The organism is Chromobacterium haemolyticum (assembly GCF_002081825.1).
In the GTDB taxonomy this organism is placed as follows: domain Bacteria; phylum Pseudomonadota; class Gammaproteobacteria; order Burkholderiales; family Chromobacteriaceae; genus Chromobacterium; species Chromobacterium fluminis.
This window is the reverse complement of record NZ_MUKU01000010.1, coordinates 61,481-81,486: the sequence shown is the minus strand read 5'-3', so window position 1 is coordinate 81,486 and position 20,006 is coordinate 61,481. Positions and strand designations below refer to the sequence as shown.

21 protein-coding genes are annotated in these 20,006 nt (G+C 60.0%); 9 read left to right on the top strand and 12 right to left on the bottom strand.

All coding sequences use genetic code 11. The features are described 5' to 3' along the window. Positions 1–110: 110 nt before the first annotated feature. From cheD to B0T39_RS09655, 10 genes are all read right to left on the bottom strand, one after another. Positions 111–719, bottom strand: coding sequence for a chemoreceptor glutamine deamidase CheD (cheD, locus tag B0T39_RS09700; RefSeq protein ID WP_081546104.1), 609 nt, complete (start codon positions 717–719; stop codon positions 111–113). After that, positions 716–1,792 carry a protein-glutamate methylesterase/protein-glutamine glutaminase gene (locus tag B0T39_RS09695; RefSeq protein WP_081546100.1) on the bottom strand — a complete coding sequence of 359 codons (1,077 nt, stop codon included), beginning with the start codon at positions 1,790–1,792 and terminating at the stop codon, positions 716–718. Before B0T39_RS09695 ends, cheD begins: the two co-directional genes overlap by 4 nt. Before the next feature lie 37 nt (positions 1,793–1,829). Beyond that, positions 1,830–2,657 (bottom strand): CheR family methyltransferase, encoded by an 828-nt coding sequence (locus B0T39_RS09690; protein ID WP_081546096.1) that lies wholly within the window; start codon positions 2,655–2,657, stop codon positions 1,830–1,832. Positions 2,658–2,697: 40 nt separating this feature from the next. Next, on the bottom strand, positions 2,698–5,049 hold the full coding sequence (locus tag B0T39_RS26465) for a methyl-accepting chemotaxis protein (protein ID WP_217806218.1): 2,352 nt from the start codon (positions 5,047–5,049) through the stop codon (positions 2,698–2,700). A 34-nt stretch (positions 5,050–5,083) separates the two neighbouring features. Next, positions 5,084–5,602 (bottom strand): chemotaxis protein CheW, encoded by a 519-nt coding sequence (locus B0T39_RS09680; protein WP_254894531.1) that lies wholly within the window; start codon positions 5,600–5,602, stop codon positions 5,084–5,086. Next, complete coding sequence (locus B0T39_RS09675; protein ID WP_240937286.1) at positions 5,599–7,608, bottom strand: chemotaxis protein CheW; 2,010 nt, start codon at positions 7,606–7,608, stop codon at positions 5,599–5,601. The genes B0T39_RS09680 and B0T39_RS09675 overlap by 4 nt, the downstream gene beginning before the upstream one ends. A gap of 38 nt (positions 7,609–7,646) precedes the next feature. Then, positions 7,647–8,012, bottom strand: coding sequence for a response regulator (locus B0T39_RS09670; RefSeq protein ID WP_081546086.1), 366 nt, complete (start codon positions 8,010–8,012; stop codon positions 7,647–7,649). 259 nt (positions 8,013–8,271) lie between these two features. Beyond that, complete coding sequence (locus B0T39_RS09665; protein WP_141111162.1) at positions 8,272–9,330, bottom strand: SpoIIE family protein phosphatase; 1,059 nt, start codon at positions 9,328–9,330, stop codon at positions 8,272–8,274. A gap of 20 nt (positions 9,331–9,350) precedes the next feature. Then, on the bottom strand, positions 9,351–9,656 hold the full coding sequence (locus tag B0T39_RS09660) for an STAS domain-containing protein (protein WP_039754785.1): 306 nt from the start codon (positions 9,654–9,656) through the stop codon (positions 9,351–9,353). Between the two features lie 40 nt (positions 9,657–9,696). Further along, positions 9,697–10,749, bottom strand: coding sequence for a sensor histidine kinase (locus B0T39_RS09655; RefSeq protein WP_254894530.1), 1,053 nt, complete (start codon positions 10,747–10,749; stop codon positions 9,697–9,699). A gap of 284 nt (positions 10,750–11,033) precedes the next feature. On the opposite strand from B0T39_RS09655, the gene B0T39_RS09650 reads away from it, so the two are divergent. From B0T39_RS09650 to B0T39_RS09610, 9 genes are read left to right on the top strand one after another with little or no spacing between them, the layout of a single operon-like run. Beyond that, positions 11,034–11,987 carry a chemotaxis protein gene (locus B0T39_RS09650; RefSeq protein ID WP_081546080.1) on the top strand — a complete coding sequence of 318 codons (954 nt, stop codon included), beginning with the start codon at positions 11,034–11,036 and terminating at the stop codon, positions 11,985–11,987. 38 nt (positions 11,988–12,025) lie between these two features. Then, the gene (locus B0T39_RS09645) at positions 12,026–12,964 is read left to right on the top strand and encodes a chemotaxis protein (RefSeq protein WP_019103158.1); all 939 of its coding nucleotides are present in this window, start codon (positions 12,026–12,028) and stop codon (positions 12,962–12,964) included. Positions 12,965–13,015: 51 nt separating this feature from the next. Beyond that, the gene (gene cheY / locus B0T39_RS09640; RefSeq protein WP_019103157.1) at positions 13,016–13,411 is read left to right on the top strand and encodes a chemotaxis response regulator CheY; all 396 of its coding nucleotides are present in this window, start codon (positions 13,016–13,018) and stop codon (positions 13,409–13,411) included. A 45-nt stretch (positions 13,412–13,456) separates the two neighbouring features. After that, on the top strand, positions 13,457–14,221 hold the full coding sequence (cheZ, locus tag B0T39_RS09635; RefSeq protein ID WP_081546078.1) for a protein phosphatase CheZ: 765 nt from the start codon (positions 13,457–13,459) through the stop codon (positions 14,219–14,221). Positions 14,222–14,272: 51 nt separating this feature from the next. Beyond that, a complete protein-coding gene (locus B0T39_RS09630; RefSeq protein WP_081546076.1) occupies positions 14,273–16,180 on the top strand; it encodes a chemotaxis protein CheA in 1,908 nt (635 codons plus the stop codon). Between the two features lie 19 nt (positions 16,181–16,199). Then, the gene (locus tag B0T39_RS09625; RefSeq protein ID WP_081546074.1) at positions 16,200–17,423 is read left to right on the top strand and encodes an EAL and HDOD domain-containing protein; all 1,224 of its coding nucleotides are present in this window, start codon (positions 16,200–16,202) and stop codon (positions 17,421–17,423) included. Between the two features lie 46 nt (positions 17,424–17,469). Beyond that, the gene (gene tsaB, locus B0T39_RS09620) at positions 17,470–18,144 is read left to right on the top strand and encodes a tRNA (adenosine(37)-N6)-threonylcarbamoyltransferase complex dimerization subunit type 1 TsaB (RefSeq protein ID WP_081546072.1); all 675 of its coding nucleotides are present in this window, start codon (positions 17,470–17,472) and stop codon (positions 18,142–18,144) included. Continuing rightward, positions 18,141–18,584: a ribosomal protein S18-alanine N-acetyltransferase gene (rimI, locus tag B0T39_RS09615; protein WP_081546070.1), complete on the top strand. Its 444-nt coding sequence runs from the start codon at positions 18,141–18,143 to the stop codon at positions 18,582–18,584. Before tsaB ends, rimI begins: the two co-directional genes overlap by 4 nt. Continuing rightward, positions 18,581–19,411, top strand: a complete 831-nt coding sequence (locus B0T39_RS09610) for a uracil-DNA glycosylase (RefSeq protein WP_081546068.1) — start codon at positions 18,581–18,583, stop codon at positions 19,409–19,411. The genes rimI and B0T39_RS09610 overlap by 4 nt, the downstream gene beginning before the upstream one ends. Positions 19,412–19,530: 119 nt before the next feature. On the opposite strand, the gene rpmG is transcribed toward B0T39_RS09610, so the two are convergent. Next, positions 19,531–19,686, bottom strand: a complete 156-nt coding sequence (gene rpmG / locus B0T39_RS09605) for a 50S ribosomal protein L33 (RefSeq protein ID WP_017506994.1) — start codon at positions 19,684–19,686, stop codon at positions 19,531–19,533. A 36-nt stretch (positions 19,687–19,722) separates the two neighbouring features. Then, a complete protein-coding gene (gene rpmB / locus B0T39_RS09600) occupies positions 19,723–19,956 on the bottom strand; it encodes a 50S ribosomal protein L28 (protein WP_011137003.1) in 234 nt (77 codons plus the stop codon). Positions 19,957–20,006: the final 50 nt, after the last annotated feature.

Below are 20,006 nucleotides of genomic sequence, written 5' to 3'. Positions count from 1 at the left end.
AAAACCGCTGAGAAAGCGGAGTGTACATAGGGTACATGAGCATTTCGAAACGGTTTTCAACGCCGTATCGCCGACGCGCAGCAGATCGTAAACAGGTTCTAAGAACCGGTTCAAATGAACAGTTCTATATCCCCGGACTTGCCGGCCACCTCCGGCTTCAACACCTGCTGACGATAGCGGTTTTCCTCGCTGATCAAGCTGCGGCTGCGCTTGAGCTTCTTGACCAACACCTTGCCGCTGTCAGTGAAGAAGTACACTTTGCGGGCACAGTCGCCCAGCAGGTCTTCGGCCAGGATGGGAATCCTTTCCGCATCCAGATAAGCGTGGATGAAGCGGCGGTTGCGCTCGCCCACGTTCATCACCGACATGCCTTCCAGCACGTTGCCTCCGCCGAACACCTTGGCCTCCATCCGGTGTCGCATCGCGCCCAGCTTCTGCATCTCGGTGATCATCAACTCCATCGCGTGAACGCCGAAGCGCGCGGCGGACGCGCCTTCTCCCACCTCGATGCTGCCCTCGGGAAGCAGAAAATGGTTCATGCCAGCTACATTGGCCGCCCGGTCCAACATGCACACGGCCACGCACGAGCCCAGCAGCGTCACCAACAACTGCGGCTGGCTGGTAACGTAGAAGCCGCCGGGAAATACTTTCACCGCCTGGCTTTGAAAATGCTTGTCGAAATAGGAATGGCTGCTGAAATGCACTGCGCCGTTCTTCATAACATCGCCTTTTCCGACCTGCCGTACAGGCAGGCCATGATTTTGGAGGCCAGCGCTTCCAGCGGCCACTCCTGTTGCACGCCGCCGGCCTTCATCGCCTCGCGCGGCATGCCGTACACCACGCAACTGGCCTCGTTCTGGCCGAAGGTGACCGCGCCGGCGTCGCGCATCTTGCGCAGGCCGTCCGCTCCGTCTCTCCCCATTCCTGTCAGGATCACGCCGATGGCGCGCTTGCCCAGGCCGCGCGCGGCGGAGTCGAACAGCACATCCACCGACGGCCGGTGCCGGTTCACCTTCTCGCTCTGATCCAATTCAATGCGGAAACCGCCCGCGGCGGCCTGCGCCCGCATATGCCAATTACCTGGCGCGATATAGGCGACGCCGGTTTTGATCTGCTCGCCGGCCTCCGCCTCCTTTACCCGCATCGGGCAGTAACTGTTCAGCCTTGCGGCGAAGCTGGCGGTGAAATACTCGGGCATGTGCTGAGCAATCAGAATCGGCGGACCATCGGCCGGCAAGCCGCTCAACAGGGTTCGGATCGCTTCCGTGCCGCCGGTGGAGGCTCCCACGAAAATCATCGCTTGCTGGATGCTGGCGCCCAAGAGAGGTGCCTGCGGCCCACAGGCCTCGACCCTGCGATGAAAGCGGTGCGGCGCACGCACCTTGGCGGCCGCCACCGCCCGGATTTTGTCTCGTATCTCATCGGCGTAATCGTTCATCCGCCTGGCGATATCGTGCGCCGGCTTGGACATAAAGTCGATGGCGCCCAATTCCAACGCCGTCAGCGTCGCCTCCGAACCTTGCTGCGTCAGCGAGGAGATCATTAGTACCGGCGTCGGCCGCAAGCGCATCAAGCGCCGCAGAAATTCCAAACCGTCCATGCGCGGCATTTCGACATCCAGCGTGATTACGTCGGGATCCAGTTCTCGAATGCGCTCGCGGGCGATCAACGGGTCGGAGGCAGTGGCCACCACCTCCATGTCCTGCGCCTCGTTGATGATGGAGGTCAGCAGATTGCGGATCAAGGCGGAGTCGTCCACCACCACCACGCGAATTTTCTTGTCGAACCCCATCCACGCTCCCGAATCGATAAAAGGGCGGACACGCCGGCTAGGCCAGCCGGTAGCTGGTTTTGCCGCAAGGCAGGAAGGCGTCGCTCAGGTGCAGGATATTTTCCGAATGCCCCAGCAACAGCAAACCGTCCGGGGCCAGATGCCGCGCCATATGATTGAGTATGGCCGCCTGTGTCGGCTTATCAAAATAGATCAACACATTGCGGCAAAAAATGACGTCGAACTCTCCCAGCGGCGGCCACTCTTCCGCCACCAGATTCATCTGGAAAAAAGTCACCGCCTCGCGCAAACGTTTCTTCAGGCGCACCTTGCCGTCGTTGGCACCTACGCCCTTGTCGAAAAAACGGCGCAACTGCGGCTCCGGCAACTGGCTGACGCGCTCGCGCAGATAGACGCCGTGCATCGCCTGCTGCAATACATGGGTGTCAATATCGGACGCCAGCAATTCGCAGGGGAAAGGCCGTAAAGACTCAGCCAGTTCAGCCATGGTCATGGCGATGGAGTAAGGCTCCTCGCCCGTCGAAGACGCCGAGCTCCAGACCCGGTACGGCCGGCCGCGCTTCCGCCAGCGCTCGGCGTGCGCGCGCAGCATGCTGAAATGATGCGGCTCCCGAAAAAACGAAGTCAGATTAGTGGTCAGCGCATTGACGAAGTTCTGCCACTCCTCCGACAAGGCGTCCTGGTCCAATCGGTCCAAGTACTCGGCGAAGCTTTTCAAACCCAAACTCCGCACTCGCTTGGCCAGCCGCGCGTACGCCATATGGGTCTTGCTGTCGTTAAGAGCGATGCCGACTCGCCGGTACACCATGCCGCGGATGCGGCGAAAATCTTCTGGCGTGAACTTGATGTCCAGTTCCAGGCCCATCAACTCGGCCCTCGCGGCTCCGCGCTCAGCCTAGCCAGCGTCAAAACTCCTCCCACTCGCCGTCCGTCAGGTCCACTTGCGGGCGCAGGCGTTCCGGCACCACGATCTTGCCGGCGTGTTTGAGCGGCACAGTCTTGGCTCCGGCGACATGAGCGACGACATGCTCCGCCGTCTGCCCAACATGCGCCGCCATTGGCCGCAAACGCTGTCCCTGCTCCCCCAGCTTGAATACCTGGACCGCGTCGTCCAAATAGCGCGCTTGCTCTTCCAGCGACTCCGCGGCAGCCGCTGCCTGCTCCACCAGCGCGGCGTTCTTCTGAGTGTTTTCGTCCATCTGCGTCACCGCCAGATTGACCTGCTCTATGCCCGAGCTCTGCTCAATCGACGCGGCGGAGATATCGCTCATGATGTCGGCGACGCGGCGGATGGAAATCACAATCTCGTCCATGGTGCTGCCCGCCTCGTCCACCAGCTTGGAGCCGGACTCGACCTTGGCCACCGAGTTGCCTATCAAGCCCTTGATTTCCTTGGCGGCGGCGGCGGAGCGCTGCGCCAGGTTGCGCACCTCGCTGGCCACCACCGCGAAGCCCCTTCCCTGCTCGCCGGCCCGCGCAGCCTCCACCGCGGCGTTGAGCGCCAGGATATTGGTCTGGAAGGCAATGCCGTCGATCACGCTGATGATGTCGACGATCTTGCGCGCGCTGTCGTTGATCTCGTTCATGGTGGCCACCACGTCCCCCACCACTTTGCCGCCGCGCGCGGCAATGTCGGAAGCGCCGGTGGCCAGCGTGTTCGCCTTTTTGGCGTTCTCCGCGTTCTGCCGCACTGTACTGGTGATTTCCTCCATGCTGGAAGCGGTTTCCTCCAGGCTGGCCGCTTGTTGCTCGGTGCGGCTGGACAGATTAGCGTTGCCGGAGGCGATCTCGCGCGCGGCGGTGTTGATCGCGTCGGTGGACTCCTTGATGTTGGAGACGATTTCCTTCAAGCGCTCCACCGTGGTGTTGGTATCATTCTGCAACTGGCTGAACAGGCCCTGGTAGTCGCCCTTGATCGCATGGGTGAGATCGCCCTTGGCCAAAGCCGCCAGCACGGTGGCGATATCGCCCAGGCCCTGGCTGGTCACTGCCAGCAGTTGATTGACACTTTCGCCCAACTGTCGGAAAAAGCCGTCCTTACCTTCCAGATTGATGCGCCGGTCGAAATCGCCTGCCGCGGCCGCGGAGATGATGCTGGCCACCTCTTTCTCGATCTCCACCTCCCCGGTGCGATCCTTCCACTCCACCACCGTGCCCAGCCGCAAACCGTCGGTGCCGAACACCGGATTGGCCACCAAGCCGAAAATACGCTCGCCAATATTGATCTGCGCGCGATAAGTGGAACGCAGGTTGGCCAGCAGGTCGCGCTGATGCGCCGGATTGCTGTGGAACACATCCATATTGGTGCCCAGCAAGGCGCGCGCGTCGAAATTGGGCAAGGCTTTGCGCATATCGGCCTCGGCGCGGCGCATCATCTCCAACACGCTGTGATTGGTGTAGATGATGTTGCGATCGTTGTCGGCAATCATCACATTGGTGGAGGCATTGTCCAGAGCGTTGCGTACTCTGATGTTTTCAACTGCCTTCTCGGCCAGCAAACTCATCGACGCGAACAGGCTATGCTTATCGCCCGCCCTGACCTTGATCTCGGAGCGCACCTGGCCCTCGGTCAACTCCCGCATCACCTTGACCAGCTCCGCAGGCTCGCCGCCCAACTGTCGCATCAGCGAGCGGATAATGAAGACCCCAAAGCCGATGCCGATCGCCAACGCCAACAAAGTGAAGCCGAACAGCAACTTGTAAGCCTGTTGGGAATTGTCGCTGGCGTCCTGCCCCGCCTTGCGCATCAGTCCCTCCTCAAACGCGATGTAGCGGTCGATCGAGGTCATGTATTTGAGCTGGGTGTCGCGCAAGGTGACGAACAAGTAATCGCGTGCCTGCACATCCCGCCCCTGCGCCTGCATGCGTCGGAACACATTCAGTTCGGACCGGAAACTGGCTTCATCGGAACGCATCGCTTCAAACAGCGGCCGCCCGGCGCTGCCGACATTCGGTTCCAAGGCAGCCATGCGCTGCGTCAGATTGACCAGACTGTCGTCAATCTGCTGGTTGAGTTCCTTGATCAGTTGGGCATCCTTGGTCAACAGCAGATTGCGCACGTCCCGCGACGCCAGGTCGACATTGGCTGCAATCTTGTGCGCGGCGCTGACCTGCGGAATATGCACGCCGGAGATATTGACCAGATCGCCGGCCAGTCCCTGCAGCTGTCTGACCGCCAACGTCATCGCCACCGCCAACAGCAGAATCAAGAGGCCAAAGCCCAACACCAGCCGATGGATCACTTTCATATTATTCATGCTTCGCCCCCTCAAAACAGGCTTGCGGCCGCGCTTATACGCGGCCCGCGGCGTCAGTCAACGCCATTTCCTCGCTGCCCATCAAACGCTCGATATCGACCACGATGATCATGCGCTCATCCAGCGTGCCCAGTCCTTCGATATAGGCGGTGTCCACCGCCGCGCCAAACTCCGGCGCGGCTCGCAGCGCTTCCCGCTCCAGTTGAATCACATCCGACACCCCGTCCACCACCGCGCCGATGACACGCCCGCACACATTCAGCACGATTACTACGGTGAACTCGTTGTACACCGGCTCTCCAATGCCGAACTTCAGACGCAAATCCACGATAGGCACGATATGGCCGCGCAGATTGACCACGCCCTTGATGAAGTCCGGCGCGTTGGCGATGCGGGTCACCGCGTCGTAGCCGCGGATTTCCTGCACCTTCAGAATATCAATGCCGTACTCTTCCGCCCCCAGCGTGAACACCAGCAGCTCATTGCCCGAGCGCCTCTGCGCCAACCCCGGGTCGTTCCATTCCGCCACCATTTTTTTTCCTTCTTGTTTCATGTGTCCAGCACCATCCGCTGGTTGTGCCTCGCAATTGCGGCAATGTCCAGGATCATGGCCACCTGGCCGTCGCCCAGAATTGTGGCGCCGGAAATACCCTCCACCTTGCGGTAGTTCGTTTCAAGGTTTTTCACCACGAACTGCTGCTGGCCGATCAAATCGTCCACTAATAGCGCCAGCCTGCTGTTGCCGGCTTCCACAATCACCAGAATCGCCTCGCTCGGCGTATGTTTCGCTTCCGGAATGGAAAAAAATCGTCCCAACGGCACAATCGGCAGGTATTCGCCGCGAATTCCCACCACCTGTCCTCGCGCGGCCACCGTTTTGATTTCATTCGGCGCCGGCTGCAGCGACTCCAACACCGCTCCCAAGGGCATCACATAGGTTTCCGCGCCGATGCGCACCGACATGCCGTCCATGATCGCCAGGGTCAGCGGCAAATGAATGCTGATGGTGGTGCCGATGTCGGCCATGGAGTCAATTTCCACGCGGCCGCCCATGCTCTGGATATTGCGCTTGACCACATCCATGCCCACGCCGCGGCCGGACACCTCGGTCACCTCCGCGGCGGTGGAAAAGCCGGCCTCGAAAATCAGGTTCCACACTTCAACGTCGCTTAGCGAATCCGGCGCAGCCAAACCGCTTTGTCGCGCCTTGGCCAATATCCGCTCCCGGTTCAGCCCGGCGCCATCATCGCTGACTTCGATGACGATATTACTGCCCTGGTGGAAAGCCCGCAGCGTAAGGCGCCCGACCGGATCCTTGCCGCCCGCCTGCCGAGCTTCCGGGGATTCGATGCCATGATCCAGGCTGTTGCGCACCAGATGGGTCAGCGGGTCGGACAGTTTCTCGATGAAGCCTTTATCCAGCTCGGTGCTTTCGCCCATCATCGTGAGCTCCACCTTTTTACCCAATCGGCCGGCCAGGTCCCTCACCACGCGCGGAAAGCGGTTGAACACAAAGGCGATGGGCGTCATCCGGATCGACATCACCGCCTCCTGCAACTCCCTCGCGTTGCGTTGCAAAGCGCCGATACCGCTAAGCAGGCGCTCATGCGCCACCGGATCCAGGCCCGCTCCGGACTGCGTCAGCATGGACTGGGTGATCACCAGCTCGCCCACGAGGTTGAGCAGCAAATCCACCTTGTCGATGTTGACCCGGATCGAACTCTCGCTCGTCGCCCCGCCGCGCGCCGCCGGCTTGGCCGCGTCGAACTCCGACGCCAGCGGAACTTCGTCCCGCTTCGCCGCCTCGGCAAGCGGCGGCTCGAACAGACCGAATCCGTCTCCTTCCAGCCAGACCGAGGCGTCCGGCACTGGAGCCGCCTCAAGGAACAAGCCGAAACTGCCCTCCTCCTCCACGCCATGATCGACATTGATGCGGAAATGCTCCTGCGGCACGGCAAACGCCAGCGACTCCGCCACCTCCGCGGCGTCCAACGGCGAGGTGAACACGGCAACCCAGGGCAGCTTGTCAAGCTCCTCGCCGTGCTGCACCACACTCAAGTCGCCGTGCTCAGCCAGTGACTCCAGCAAGGCGTCGATGTCGACGCCGTCCACCACGTCGATTTCCAAGTACAGCGTCCAGTGTCGCGTTTCCTCCGGCGCCCGCCGCGCCGCGGTCTCCATTGGCGCGGCCGCCAGCGCCTCCAACTGCGCCTTTAGCTCATTGGCTTGCGCTGCATCGACGTCGCCTTTGCCCTTGTGCGCCGCCAGCATCCCGTACAACACATCTTTGGCTCTCAGCACCAAGTCCACCAGATCCGAACTCAAGACGCGCGCGCCGCGCCTCACCTCGTCCAGCAAGCCCTCCAGCACATGCGTCAAGTCCGCCATATCGGCGAAACCGAACGTGGCCGCGCCGCCCTTGATCGAATGCGCAGCGCGGAATACCGCATGCAAATCCTCTTGCTCCGGACAGGATTTATCCATGCCCAGCAGCAGGCTCTCCATGCTGGACAAATGCTCATCCGCTTCATCAAAAAACACCTGATGAAACTGCGACATGTCGATTGCCAAAAACTCGCTCCTCGTCGTGCCCGAAATCAGCCGATCACGCGCTTGACCACATCCAACAGCTTCTGCGGATCAAAAGGCTTGACCAACCAACCCGTGGCCCCAGCCGCGCGGCCAAGCGCCTTCATTTGATCGCTGGACTCCGTGGTCAGCATCAGGATGGGCGTCGTCGTATACTCCGGCAGTTTGCGCAAGGAGCGGATCAGGGTCAGGCCGTCCATGCCCGGCATGTTTTGGTCGGTCAGCACCAGATTGAACTGGCCTCCCTGCGCCTTGGCCAGGCCCGTGTTGCCGTCACCGGCCTCCACTACCTCGTAACCGGCGCTTTTCAAGGTGAACGACACCATCTGTCGAATCGAAGCGGAATCATCAACCGTCAGTATTTTTTTGTGCATAACATCCCCGTTTCAGAAAACCTTCCTGCGCCCGCTCGCCTGACTCGGCTCTTCGCTCATCGTCAGCTCGACACAGGCCGCGTCGGATCCGGTTTCCATTCTTTACCTTGCTCGCTCGTCGTCTCGTTCCCCAACGGCGAGACGACCGATTCGCCCAAGCGCGGAAATTCGCGCAGACATTAATGATTGATCAACTAAAAAGCCCGCCGATTCAAGCCTGAATCCGCGCTGCGCCTACGCATGCGACCAAGAAACGTCGTTAAACCGGTCGCGGAGACGCCGCCGACGGCACGGCGAAAGCCAGCGACGACATGTCGTCATTGTATGGGCTGCTGAAGCCTAGCGGAATTGACGGCAAGGGGCCATAGCCGTACGCATCGGCCGAGGAAACACTGGACAAGCGCAGCAGACGCGACAATAGGTACGGCAGATCCGACTCCTCCATGCCATCGCTGTGCGCCAGGAAATGCTGGCCCTCCGCCCAGGGCAGCGCCAGCGGCTGCCGCAGCTCGACGTCGGCTCGCAACCCCAGCGGGCTACACATGGAGGAAAAACGCCGCTCAAGCCTGGTGGACAGAAACAGTAAGATATCCGGCATGCCGGCATTGACCAGTCGCACCTCGCAAGCGTCCCAGTCAATCTCCAGCAAAGCACTGCCAACGTAGCGCCCATCGGCCACATGGCGATACATGAAAGCATTGAGTTCGCTCAGAGCCGGCAAGGATAAAGGCTGCCCCAACAGCACCCGCGACGCCCCCAATGCCAGCAGCGCGGCGTCCAACGCCGATCCCTGCCCATGACCGGACGCGTCCCCCAGGATCAGCAAGGTCCGTTCCGGCAAATCCGCGCGCAGCACCACGTCGCCGCCCACCGCCTCTACCGGCTTGACGGACACCTCCAAGGGAAACATACGGACCGTCGCCTGTTTCGACGGACGATATAGAGACATGGCGCCGTTGATAATGTCGAACGCCGCCGCGCCGAATAGACACGGGCAAAGCGCATGTTGCTGCCAATGCCAGGCCAGCAGCCGGTTGCGCAGCAAGTCCGCGTCGAAGTCCCCGCGCAGAAAGTGAATATTGGGCGTGGCCAGCCAGGGCGCAGGACGCCCTGAGGAAAACACCCACAAGGGCTTGTCGCCCTCCCACTGCTCGAACAGCTCCGCGGGAGCGTCCGCCAGATTCGTCAGCCAAAGATCCTGCTTGCCGCCCACCGCAAAGTCGGCGCCACCGCAAAACCACCAATCCAGCGCCGACAACCAAGGATCGCCACGAACCCGTGCCTCGGCATCAGCGGACAACCAGGCCCGGATGCGCACAGACGCTCCAATGCTTGAACTTACTTAATGGTGAACATCTTGTTGAAGCAGGCGATTTCAAACACCTGCATCACCGCCTCGCGACAATTGATCAAGGTCATGCTCTTCTTCTGTCCAGCCGCGCGCTCCTTCAGCAACAGCAACATTCCCAGCGCGGAACTATCCAGAAACGGCACCTGATCGAAATCAATCTCAATCTCCTGTACTTCCGGATTGTCCAGCAGTTCCTGGCTGGCCTGACGGAATTCCCGGTGCAAGTTGAAATCGAACTGTCCGATCAGGATCATCTTCCCAACTCTGCCCTCTACTTTGACAATGGGTCTCATGCGGCGTCCTCGGCTTTCTTCTGAATAAACGGCACATCCATCACGATTGCATCATCGGAAGGCTGAGCTCGAAACAGGCCCCGCCCTCCCCCTTGTTGAAACAACGCACTTGCCCGCCCAGCTCGTCCACCACTTTCTTGACAATGGCCAAGCCCAAGCCGGTACCGCCGGGGCGGGTTGTGAAGAACGGTTCGAACATCTTCTCCAACTCCTCCGGATTGAACCCGGGCCCCGAGTCCTCCACCCGAAACAGCAAAGCGGTCTCCCCCTCCTCCACCGATAAGCGCACCACATCGCCGCTTGCGGAGAAGTGCCAGGCATTCTCCAACAGATTCACCAAGGCTCCCTGCAAGGCTTTGCGGTCCACCAAGACCTTTATGGCAGATGACACCACCACATTGCAATCAAAAAGCACGCCTTTTTCATGACATTGTGGTTGCATGACCGCGCGCAAATCCTCCAGCAACCCCTCCAGATCCAAAGGCTCCAGCGTTGTCACCTGACCGCGGACAAAACTCAGCATGTTCTGGATCAGACTCTCCAACGCTCGCATCCGCGCCAAGCTCTTGTCGACGAAACGGGCGCGGTCCTCCGCGCGCGGGATATCCTGCTTCAGATTCGCCGTGTACAACATCGCCGTGGCCAACGGCGTGCGCAGCTGATGCGCCAATGCCGCCGCCATGCCTCCCATGGACGCCAACTTCTGCTGACGGGCCAATTCTCCGGTCAATTGATGCAAACGAGATACATCGTGAATAAGCACAATCTGCCCTCCGACAGATGGCAGGTCCTGGCATTGCATCGTCAACACCAAACCCGCCGCCCCATGCCGATGGCAATAGGTATCGTCCAGTTCCGAACGCGCCAGCCCCGTCAGCATGTCCCGCCATAAAGCGCCTACAGAACAACCGTTTAGCATCCGGCTGGCCGCAGGATTCACCGCCGTGACCACGCCTTCGGCCGAGACTTGCACCACGCCCGCGGGCAGCGCCTCCAGCAGCAAGCCCAAGCGCTCGGCCAGCATCGCATTCTCATCGCGCTGTTTGCGCAGCTGATTGTTGGCTTCGTCCAGTTGCGCATTGAGAACTGTCACTTGGCTCTCAAGTTGTCTATATGCATCAATAAGTTGGCCGGATACCGCATTGAATTGCTCGAACGCGGCTTCCAGTTGCTGCTGATCTTTGAGGCTTGAAACCATATGCCGAATCGCTTGCGAGTTATTTGTAAAAACCACTTAAACAGTATGATAATGAATGGGTATCGCTGAGCCAAGCTGTTATCTGGCATGAGGCTCAGCAAAAAAAACCGGGCAAAACCGATATCTGGCGTATAACGGGTAGTAGTACGCCACTTCAAAAGAATGCAGCGGAGGTTTCTGTGTCAGAGCTTCTCAAAAAAATCGACGCCAGGACGAAACTGGCCGGCACCAACAAGCTGGAAATCCTGCTGTTCTCGTTGGGCCAGGATCAGCGCACGGGGCGCAAGGAAATCTTCGGGATCAACGTATTCAAAGTGCGCGAGGTCATGCGCACGCCGGAAATCACCTCCGCGCCTGAAATGCCCTCCTCCGTGGAAGGCATGGTCAGCCTGCGCGGCGCGCTGGTGCCGGTCATCGACTTGGCCAAATACACCGGCGTCGTGACCAGCAACAAGCCGGAAATCATGATCGTCACCGAGTACAACGCCCACACCCAGGGCTTCCTGGTGGAAGCGGTGGACACCATCTTGCGTCTGGACTGGTCCGCAATGCGCGTGCCGCCGGAAATGATCACCAACCGCATGGCCGGCTTGGTGACCGCCGTCACCGAGCTGGACAACGGCACGCTGGTGATGATGATGGACGTGGAAAAAGTGCTGGCGGAAACCACCATCGTCGACGACGGCCATACCTTCCTCGGCATCGAGCCGGTCAAGGAACCGCGCCGGATCTTCTTCGCCGACGACTCCGCCGTAGCGCGCAAACAGATCGAACGCACGCTGGAAGTGATGAACATCCAGTACACCTCCGCCATCAACGGCATGCGCGGATGGGAAGAATTGCAGAAAATGGCCAATCAGGCCGATCTGGCCGGCAAGAAGCTGTCGGATTCGCTGCACTTGGTGCTGACCGACGTGGAAATGCCGGAAATGGACGGCTATATGCTGACCAAGATGATCAAGAGCGATCCACGTTTCAACGGCATTCCGGTGTTGATGCACTCCTCCCTTTCCGGTTCCTCGAATCAGAAACTGGGCGAATCCGTCGGCGTTGATTCCTACGTCGCCAAATTCGAACCGCAGAAGCTGTCGATGAAACTGCGCCAGATGCTGAATCTGGAACCCAAAGACTAAGATCAAGTAAGCAAAAGCATTAAGGGAGAGGGACAGATATGGCAGCCACAGACGCCTCCTTGCTTGCAACCGTTGACGCCAGGACCAAACTGGCGGGTTCCAACAAAATGGAGATTCTGCTGTTTTCGCTTGGAACGCGGGAAACTTTCGGCATCAACGTTTTCAAAGTGCGCGAGGTGTCGCAGACCCCCGCCATCACCAAAACGCCGAACATGCCCTTTGGCGTGGAAGGCGTGCTGTCGCTGCGCGGCAATATCATCCCGGTCATCTCGCTTGGTAAGTTCATCGGCGCTGATCAAACCCGCAGCTACGAAACCATGATCGTCACCGAGTTCAACAAGAGCACCCAGGCCTTCCTGGTCGACTCAGTGGACCGCATCATCCGCGTGGACTGGGACAAGGTGCGCGCGCCGGAAAACATGATGGCGGCCAGCGGCACTAACCAGAACCTGATCACCGCGATTACCGAACTGGAAAACGGCAAACTGGTGTCCATCCTGGACGTGGAGCAGATCCTGGCCAGCGTGGTCGGCGAGCCGCGCCTGCCCGACGTGCCCACCGCCCAGTTGGAAAACGACCAGTACATCTTCTTCGTCGACGACTCGGTCGTAGCCCGCAAGGAAATCACCGGCGTGCTGGAAAAAATGGGCATCAAATTCCAGCAGGCCACCAACGGCCGCGAGGCATGGGACCGGTTGCAAACGCTGGCCAACCGCAACTTCGGCGAGGACGAGTGCCTGCACGACCACCTGAAGATCATCCTCGTAGACGCCGAAATGCCGGAAATGGACGGCTATGTGCTGACCAAGCTGATCAAATCCGATCAGCGCTTCCGCGGCATCCCGGTCGTGATGCACTCCTCGCTGTCCTCCAACGCCAACCGCGCGATGGGCTCCAGCGTGGGCGTGGACGCTTATGTCGCCAAGTTCGACCCCGGCGTGCTGGCCGAAACTTTGATTCCATTCCTGCAGAGGTAGTCGCTACAATATGCGGCTCGATGAATTTCAGATAAATCAGGACACACCTCAATGGCAGACAAGAATATTCGCTTCCTAGTCGTAGACGACTTCTCCACCATGCGGAGAATCGTGCGCAACCTTTTGAAAGAGCTAGGGTTCACCAATGTCGATGAAGCCGAAGACGGCATGGTTGCGCTGCACAAGTTGAAGACTCAGCATTTCGACTTCATCGTTTCCGACTGGAACATGCCCAATATGACCGGCATTGAGCTGCTCAAGGCAGTCCGCGCCGACGCCCAGCTCAAACACCTGCCCTTCATGATGATCACCGCGGAAGCCAAACGCGAGAACATCATCGAAGCGGCCATGGCCGGAGCCAGCGGTTACATCGTGAAGCCTTTCACTGCCGCCACCATGGAAGAGAAAATGAGCAAGATCTTCCAGAACATGAATAAACCAGCCTGAGTGCCGAAAAAAAACGGTCTGCGTCAGTATTGAGGAGGATTTACCGTGTCCAATCACATCATGGAAAGCGGGGACAACCCGGAGCTTGAGGCTCTGTTCGACAGCATCTCGATGCAGCAGAGCGAAGCCCCTCCGGTGTCAGAAACCGCCGCGCCCGAAGCCGCGGCAGCCGCTCCGCAGCCAGCCGGGACTGCCGGCAGTCCTACCTCGATGTATGAACAAATTGGTCAGTTAACCCGCAAAATGCATGATGCGCTACGCGATCTAGGCTACGACAAATCTCTGGAAAAAATGGCGGACGCGATTCCGGACGCCAAGGACAGGCTGACTTACATCGCCACCTTGACGGAAAATTCGGCCGAACGCGTACTCAACGCCACTGATCTGGCCAAACCGTATCAGGACCAGTTGGAAAGCAAGGCGCTGGAATTGTCCTCGCGCTGGGAACGGCTGTACGCCAACCTGTTGACCGTGGAAGAGTTCCAGCAACTTGCGACCGACACGCGCAGCTACTTAAATGAAGTGCCGGCCCAGACTCAGGCCACCAGCACCCAGTTACTGGAAATCGTCATGGCCCAGGACTTCCAGGATCTAACCGGCCAAGTCATCAAAAAGATGATGGGCATGGTCAAACTGCTGGAAAGCGAGCTGGTCAATTTCCTGATCGAGTTCTCGCCCGAGGCGAAAAAAGAAGAACTGGGCATGGGCACCAATCTGCTGAACGGCCCCGTGATCAATCCGGAAGGGCGCACCGATGTAGTCAGCAGCCAGCAACAGGTCGACGACCTGCTGGAAAGCCTGGGCTTCTAACGAACAACACGCAGAACAGAGCACGCGAGCAAGGCGTGGCGGGAGTGGAAAATGAGCGAATTCGCCGGCATGGAAGAGCTGCTGCAAGACTTCTTGATGGAGTCTACGGATCTCCTTTCCGATGTAGACAATAAACTGGTCGAACTGGAAAAACGTCCGGAAGATAAAGCACTGCTGAACGACATTTTCAGAGGCTTCCACACCATCAAGGGCGGCGCTGGCTTTCTCAACGTCGGCCCGATGATCAATCTATGCCATCGCACCGAAAACCTGTTCGACAAACTCCGCAACGGCCAACTGCACATCACCGCCGGCATCATGGACGTGATTCTTGACGCCACAGGCATCGTGCGCGACATGTTCGGCACCATGGGCCAGGGGCTGATGCCCAGCGAAGCCGACCCGCGCATCCTGGCAGCTTTGGACGCCGCACTGGCTGGCGAGGCGCTGGCCGAAGATACCGCGGCAGCCGAGCCGGCCCCGGCGGCGGCTCCTGCTCCGGTTGCAACGCCGGCGCCCGTCGCTGCGCCCGCACCGCAGCCCGCAAGCAACGGTCAAGGTCCGGACTGGAACCAGCTCTATCAAGCCGTCACCCCTGGCGGCGCGCCCGCCGCCCCGGTGGCTGCGGCGCCCGCCCCCCAAGCGGCGGCGGCGCCTCCGGCCCCGGTTGCCGCTGCGCCCGCTCCCAAACCCGCGGCCAAGCCGGCTCCGAGCAAACCGGCCACCAATGCGCCCAACAGCAGCGGCCCCCAGGAAAACACCATCCGCATCGATACCGTGCGTCTCGATATGGTGCTCAATCTGTCCGGCGAAATCGGCCTGACCAAGAACCGCCTGACCACGCTGCGTACCGAAATCCTGCAAGGCAACCGCGACACCAATACACTGCGCTCGCTGGACGAAGCGATCAGCCAACTGGACTTGCTGGTAGGAGATCTGCAGAACGCGGTGATGAAAACCCGCATGCAGCCGATTGGCCGCCTGTTCCAGAAATACCCGCGCTTGGCGCGCGACCTCGCCCGTCAGTTAGGCAAGGAAGTCGAACTGGTGCTGTCTGGTGAAGAGACCGAGCTGGACAAAACCATGATCGAGGATTTGAACGATCCTCTGGTCCACTTGGTGCGCAACGCCGTCGACCACGGCATCGAACAGCCGGAAGAGCGCATCGCCGCCGGCAAGAAACCGCAAGCGCTGGTGCAGCTGACCGCCGAGCAGGTGGGCGATCACATCCTGATCGAGATCACCGACGACGGCAAAGGCATGAACGCCGACGCGCTGCGCCGCAAGGCGATCGAAAAAGGCCTGATCGACCAGGAAAGCGCCAACTCCCTGGATGAGAAACAGTGCCTGCAGCTGATCTTCCTGCCCGGATTCTCCACCAAGGATCAAATTTCCAGCGTATCCGGTCGCGGCGTGGGCATGGACGTGGTGCGCACCAACATCCAGAAACTGAACGGCCGCATCGACATCAATTCGGTGCCGGGCGAAGGCACCCGCATCAGCATCTCGCTGCCGCTGACGCTGGCCATCCTGCCGGTGCTGGTGGTGCGCGCCTGCAACCAGCCGTTCGCCGTGCCTCTGGCGATGGTGCGCGAAATCATCACCATCGACCCGAACGCGATCCAGGAAGTGTCGGGCAAACCCACCATCGTGGTGCGCGACGAAATCCTGCCGCTGAAAACCCTGGCCGGCCTGCTGGGCTGGGAGCCGACGCAAAAGCCCTACTTCGGCGTATTGATGCAGTCCGCGGAAAAGTCCTTCATCCTGGCGATCGACTCCTTCGTCGGCCGCGACGACGTGGTGATCAAGCCGCTGCAGAACATTCGTCCGAAAGGCGTGGCCGGCGCCACCCTGTCCGGCGACGGCTCCGTCGTACTGGTGCTCGACATGGAAGATCTGCTCACCTCCAGCGAGGCTAGCAACACCGTTACCCGATCCGCGGACCTGATCGCCACCTGAGCAAAGGCATACCGGGACAATGACCTCGACAAGCGCCTTCATAGGCAGGCAGGCCGTTCTCAACCGCAACCAGCAGCTCATTGGCTATGAGCTGCTTTTTCGTCCCAGCGGCGAGGCCTCCGGCGTCGGCAAGCACACAGAACTGCAAGCCGACACCCAAGTGCTGGTCAATACCCTCAACAATATGGGCACCAGCTGGCTGATCGGCAGCAAGCTGGCCTTCATCAACATCGGCGAAGCCATGCTCAGCAGCGATTTTCTTGAGCTGCTTCCGCCCCGCCGCGTCATTCTCGACATCTCGCCGCGCATCGTGCCCTCCAACGAACTGCTGTCGCGCGCGCGGCATCTTCGCTCGCTGGGTTTCGGCATCTCTCTGGACGACTTCAGCTTCGAATCGCCTGCAGCGGCCTTTCTGGAGCTGGCCAACTACGTCAAGCTGGACATCCAGCACCAAGACACCAACCGCTTCCAGATGCTGGCGTCGCGCTTGCGCAGCTATCCGGTGATCCGCATCGCCGAACGCGTGGAAACCCACGCTCAGTTCCATCTATGCAAGGAGCTGGGCATGGACGGCTTCCAGGGCTTTTACTTTGCCAAGCCGGAAACCCTGTCCGCCAAGGTCATCCACCCATCCTTTCGCAACACACTGGAACTGCTCAACCTGCTGCGCCTGGACGCCGACATCCGCGATGTCGAGCAGGTTCTCAAACGCGATCTGGCCTTGTCTTACAAGCTGCTGCGCTACGTCAACTCCGCCGCCGCCGGCTTGAATACCAGCATCAGCTCCTTCTCCCACGCCGTCACCGTGCTGGGATACCAAAAGCTCTACCGCTGGCTGACCCTGCTGCTGGTCACCGCCTCCGATGAAGGCCATGCGCCCCCGGCGCTGCAAAAAACCGCGGTCACACGCGGCCGTTTCATGGAATTGCTGGGCAAAGCTCACGGCGAGCGCCACGACACCTGCGACAATCTGTTCATCATCGGCATGTTCAGCCTGCTGGACGTATTGTTCGACATGCCGATGGCCAACATCATCGAACACCTGCAACTGCCGGAAAGCATCACCGAAGCCCTGCTGCACGAAAAAGGCACGATGAGCCGCTTCCTCAAGCTGGTCAAAGCCTGCGAGGACGGCCAACTGGCCGGCGTGCCTGAACTCTGCGCCCAACTAAACCTCAGCAGCGAACAATTCAACCAGGCGCATGTCTCCGCGCTCGCCTGGGTGGAAGAACTCGGCTTATAATTCGCAATCTTGCAGTACGCGCTTAAGCTTGAGACCGAATTCCCCGATGAAATTGCTTGCCATTGATTGCTCCACCTCGTTTCTATCCCTAGCCATTGACAACGGCTCGCGTATTTTCTCCTTTCACGAGAAAGTCGAGCAAAAGCATGCCGAACGCGCGCTGCCGGAATTGGCCCGCCTGCTGGAACAGGCGGAACTGCGCCTGGAGCAACTCGACGCCATCGCCTTCGGACAGGGCCCCGGCTCCTTCACCGGCCTGCGCATCGCCTGCGGCCTGGCCCAGGGACTGGCCTTCTCCGCCGGCCTTCCGGTCATCGGCATCCCTACGCTGGACAACATCGCCCAACAGGCCGGCGCTGGCACGGTGCTGGTTTGTCTCGACGCCAGGATGCAGCAAGTCTATAGCGCCAGCTATCGCGTCACAGGCAAGGACGCGCCGGAACGGCTGTGTCCGATCGGCGTCGGCGCGCCGAAAGCCGTGCCTTGGCCGGAGCGAGCCGACATTGCCGCAGGCGACGGCTTCGAACGCTATCCCGATCTGCAAAACAATGCCGGCAGCGCCATCCTCCGCGCGGATCTGCTGCCCAACGCCGTCGCCTACTTCGCGCTGGCGCGCAGCGGCCGCTATCCGCAAACCCACCCGCGCGAAGCGGAGCTGCTGTACGTGCGCAATAAAGTCGCCCTGACCGCGCAGGAACAGCAGCAGGCGCGCCAGAAATGACCACGGACTACCGAACCTTCCTGCCCGACGACGCCACGCAGCTGGCCGAACTAGAGAGCCGCGCCTGCGCACACAGCTGGTCTGCCGCCCAATACCGGGACTCCGTGCGCTGCGGCCACCAGTTTCATGGCCTGTTCGCCTCGGACCAACTACAGGGCTTCGCCGTTACCCAAAGCGTGCTGGACGAAGCCGAACTGCTCAACATCGTGATAGATCCACGATGGCAAGGCCAGGGCTTGGGCAAACAGCTGCTGCGGGAACTGCGCGCCGCGCTGGCCGCAAGCGGTGCACGGCGCCTATTCCTGGAAGTGCGGGCCGGCAACGCCGTTGCCCGCAGCCTCTACTCAAGCCAAGGTTTCGTTGAAAACGGCCGACGCAAGAACTACTACCCCTGCGCCGACGGCCGCGAAGACGCCATCCTGATGGAGACCACGCCATGAACCGCGCCGCGCTAATTCAAAGCGTGATAGGACTGGGCCCCTCCTGGGAAGCCCGCCCCGGTTGGTTCGAGCAACATCCTGCGGCGCTGAGCCGCCCACCAGAAACGCTGGCGGCAATCGACATTGAACCGGAGGAGTCTCTGGCGCCACCGCGCCAGGACACCGTCACGCCGGCCCAGCCGGGCGTACCCCTTGCCCCCCCGTCCGCCGTCGACATCTCCCCGCCCGTCTCGCCTCCCCTGCCTCAAGTCCAAGCGCCTCCCCTTCTGGATTGGGACGCTCTCGAACGCGCGGTACGCGACTGCCGCGACTGCCGCCTCTGTCAAACGCGCACCCAGACCGTTTTCGGCCGCGGCAACAAACAGGCTCGCTGGCTGTTGATCGGCGAAGCGCCGGGCGAGCAGGAGGACAAGCAAGGCCAGCCCTTCGTCGGCCGCGCCGGCCAGTTGCTGGACAATATGCTGAGCGCTACCGGGCTGGACCGCGACCGCGACGTGTATATCGCCAATGTGCTCAAATGCCGCCCGCCCGGCAATCGCAACCCTAGCGGCGATGAAATTGCCACCTGTCAAAACTATCTGATCCAGCAAATTCGTCACATCCAGCCCACATTGATCCTGGCGCTTGGCCGTTTTGCCGCCCAAACTCTGCTGCAAACGGAAAAAGGCATTGGCCAATTGCGCGGCAAGCTTCACAGCTACCAGGACATCCCCTTGATCGTCAGCTATCACCCCGCTTATCTATTGCGCAATCAGCCTGACAAACACAAAGCCTGGCAAGACTTGATCTTCGCCAAAAAGACTTTCGGTCGCCTGAGTACCGATTAAACGCAAAAACCCCGTCAAGCATGCTTGGCGGGGTTTTTTAATGCCGAACCATAAAGAAAAAACCCTTCTCCGTGCACCAGAGAAGGGCTCTTTGCTTTCGCGTTCTCGCGGAAACCGGCTTATTTCAGCTTGGTTTCTTTGTACAGAACGTGTTTGCGAGCAACGGGATCAAATTTTTTGATCTCCATTTTTTCCGGCATCGTACGCTTGTTCTTCGTAGTCGTGTAGAAGTGGCCGGTGCCAGCAGTGGACTCAAGCTTGATTTTATCGCGCATGTGTTATTACCTCAGTAGCTTTCTGGTTGACCGCAATCAGATCTCGCCGCGAGCGCGCAGATCAGCCAGCACTACATCGATGCCAACTTTGTCGATGGTACGCAGTGCCGCGTTGGATACGCGCAGACGCACCCAGCGGTTTTCGCTTTCAACCCAGAACTTGCGATATTGCAGGTTAGGCAGAAAACGACGTTTAGTCTTATTGTTGGCGTGGGAAACATTGTTCCCGGTCATCGGACGCTTGCCGGTGACTTTGCAAACACGCGCCATGTTGAACACTCCCAAAACCGGTAAAAGCTGGCTTTATATCATAGACAAAG

Bases quoted from the DNA above. Each gene is read 5' to 3' on its own strand.
- B0T39_RS09645 (WP_019103158.1), top strand. From the start codon at position 12,026: ATGGCAGCCACAGACGCCTCCTTGCTTGCAACCGTTGACGCCAGGACC.
- rpmB (WP_011137003.1), bottom strand. From the start codon at position 19,956: ATGGCGCGTGTTTGCAAAGTCACCGGCAAGCGTCCGATGACCGGGAAC.
- tsaB (WP_081546072.1), top strand. From the start codon at position 17,470: ATGAAATTGCTTGCCATTGATTGCTCCACCTCGTTTCTATCCCTAGCC.
- B0T39_RS09675 (WP_240937286.1), bottom strand. From the start codon at position 7,608: ATGTCGCAGTTTCATCAGGTGTTTTTTGATGAAGCGGATGAGCATTTG.
- B0T39_RS09670 (WP_081546086.1), bottom strand. From the start codon at position 8,012: ATGCACAAAAAAATACTGACGGTTGATGATTCCGCTTCGATTCGACAG.
- B0T39_RS09610 (WP_081546068.1), top strand. From the start codon at position 18,581: ATGAACCGCGCCGCGCTAATTCAAAGCGTGATAGGACTGGGCCCCTCC.
- B0T39_RS09660 (WP_039754785.1), bottom strand. From the start codon at position 9,656: ATGAGACCCATTGTCAAAGTAGAGGGCAGAGTTGGGAAGATGATCCTG.
- B0T39_RS09680 (WP_254894531.1), bottom strand. From the start codon at position 5,602: ATGAAACAAGAAGGAAAAAAAATGGTGGCGGAATGGAACGACCCGGGG.
- B0T39_RS09690 (WP_081546096.1), bottom strand. From the start codon at position 2,657: ATGGGCCTGGAACTGGACATCAAGTTCACGCCAGAAGATTTTCGCCGC.
- B0T39_RS09625 (WP_081546074.1), top strand. From the start codon at position 16,200: ATGACCTCGACAAGCGCCTTCATAGGCAGGCAGGCCGTTCTCAACCGC.
- B0T39_RS09695 (WP_081546100.1), bottom strand. From the start codon at position 1,792: ATGGGGTTCGACAAGAAAATTCGCGTGGTGGTGGTGGACGACTCCGCC.
- rpmG (WP_017506994.1), bottom strand. From the start codon at position 19,686: ATGCGCGATAAAATCAAGCTTGAGTCCACTGCTGGCACCGGCCACTTC.
- B0T39_RS09630 (WP_081546076.1), top strand. From the start codon at position 14,273: ATGAGCGAATTCGCCGGCATGGAAGAGCTGCTGCAAGACTTCTTGATG.
- cheD (WP_081546104.1), bottom strand. From the start codon at position 719: ATGAAGAACGGCGCAGTGCATTTCAGCAGCCATTCCTATTTCGACAAG.
- cheY (WP_019103157.1), top strand. From the start codon at position 13,016: ATGGCAGACAAGAATATTCGCTTCCTAGTCGTAGACGACTTCTCCACC.
- rimI (WP_081546070.1), top strand. From the start codon at position 18,141: ATGACCACGGACTACCGAACCTTCCTGCCCGACGACGCCACGCAGCTG.
- B0T39_RS26465 (WP_217806218.1), bottom strand. From the start codon at position 5,049: ATGAATAATATGAAAGTGATCCATCGGCTGGTGTTGGGCTTTGGCCTC.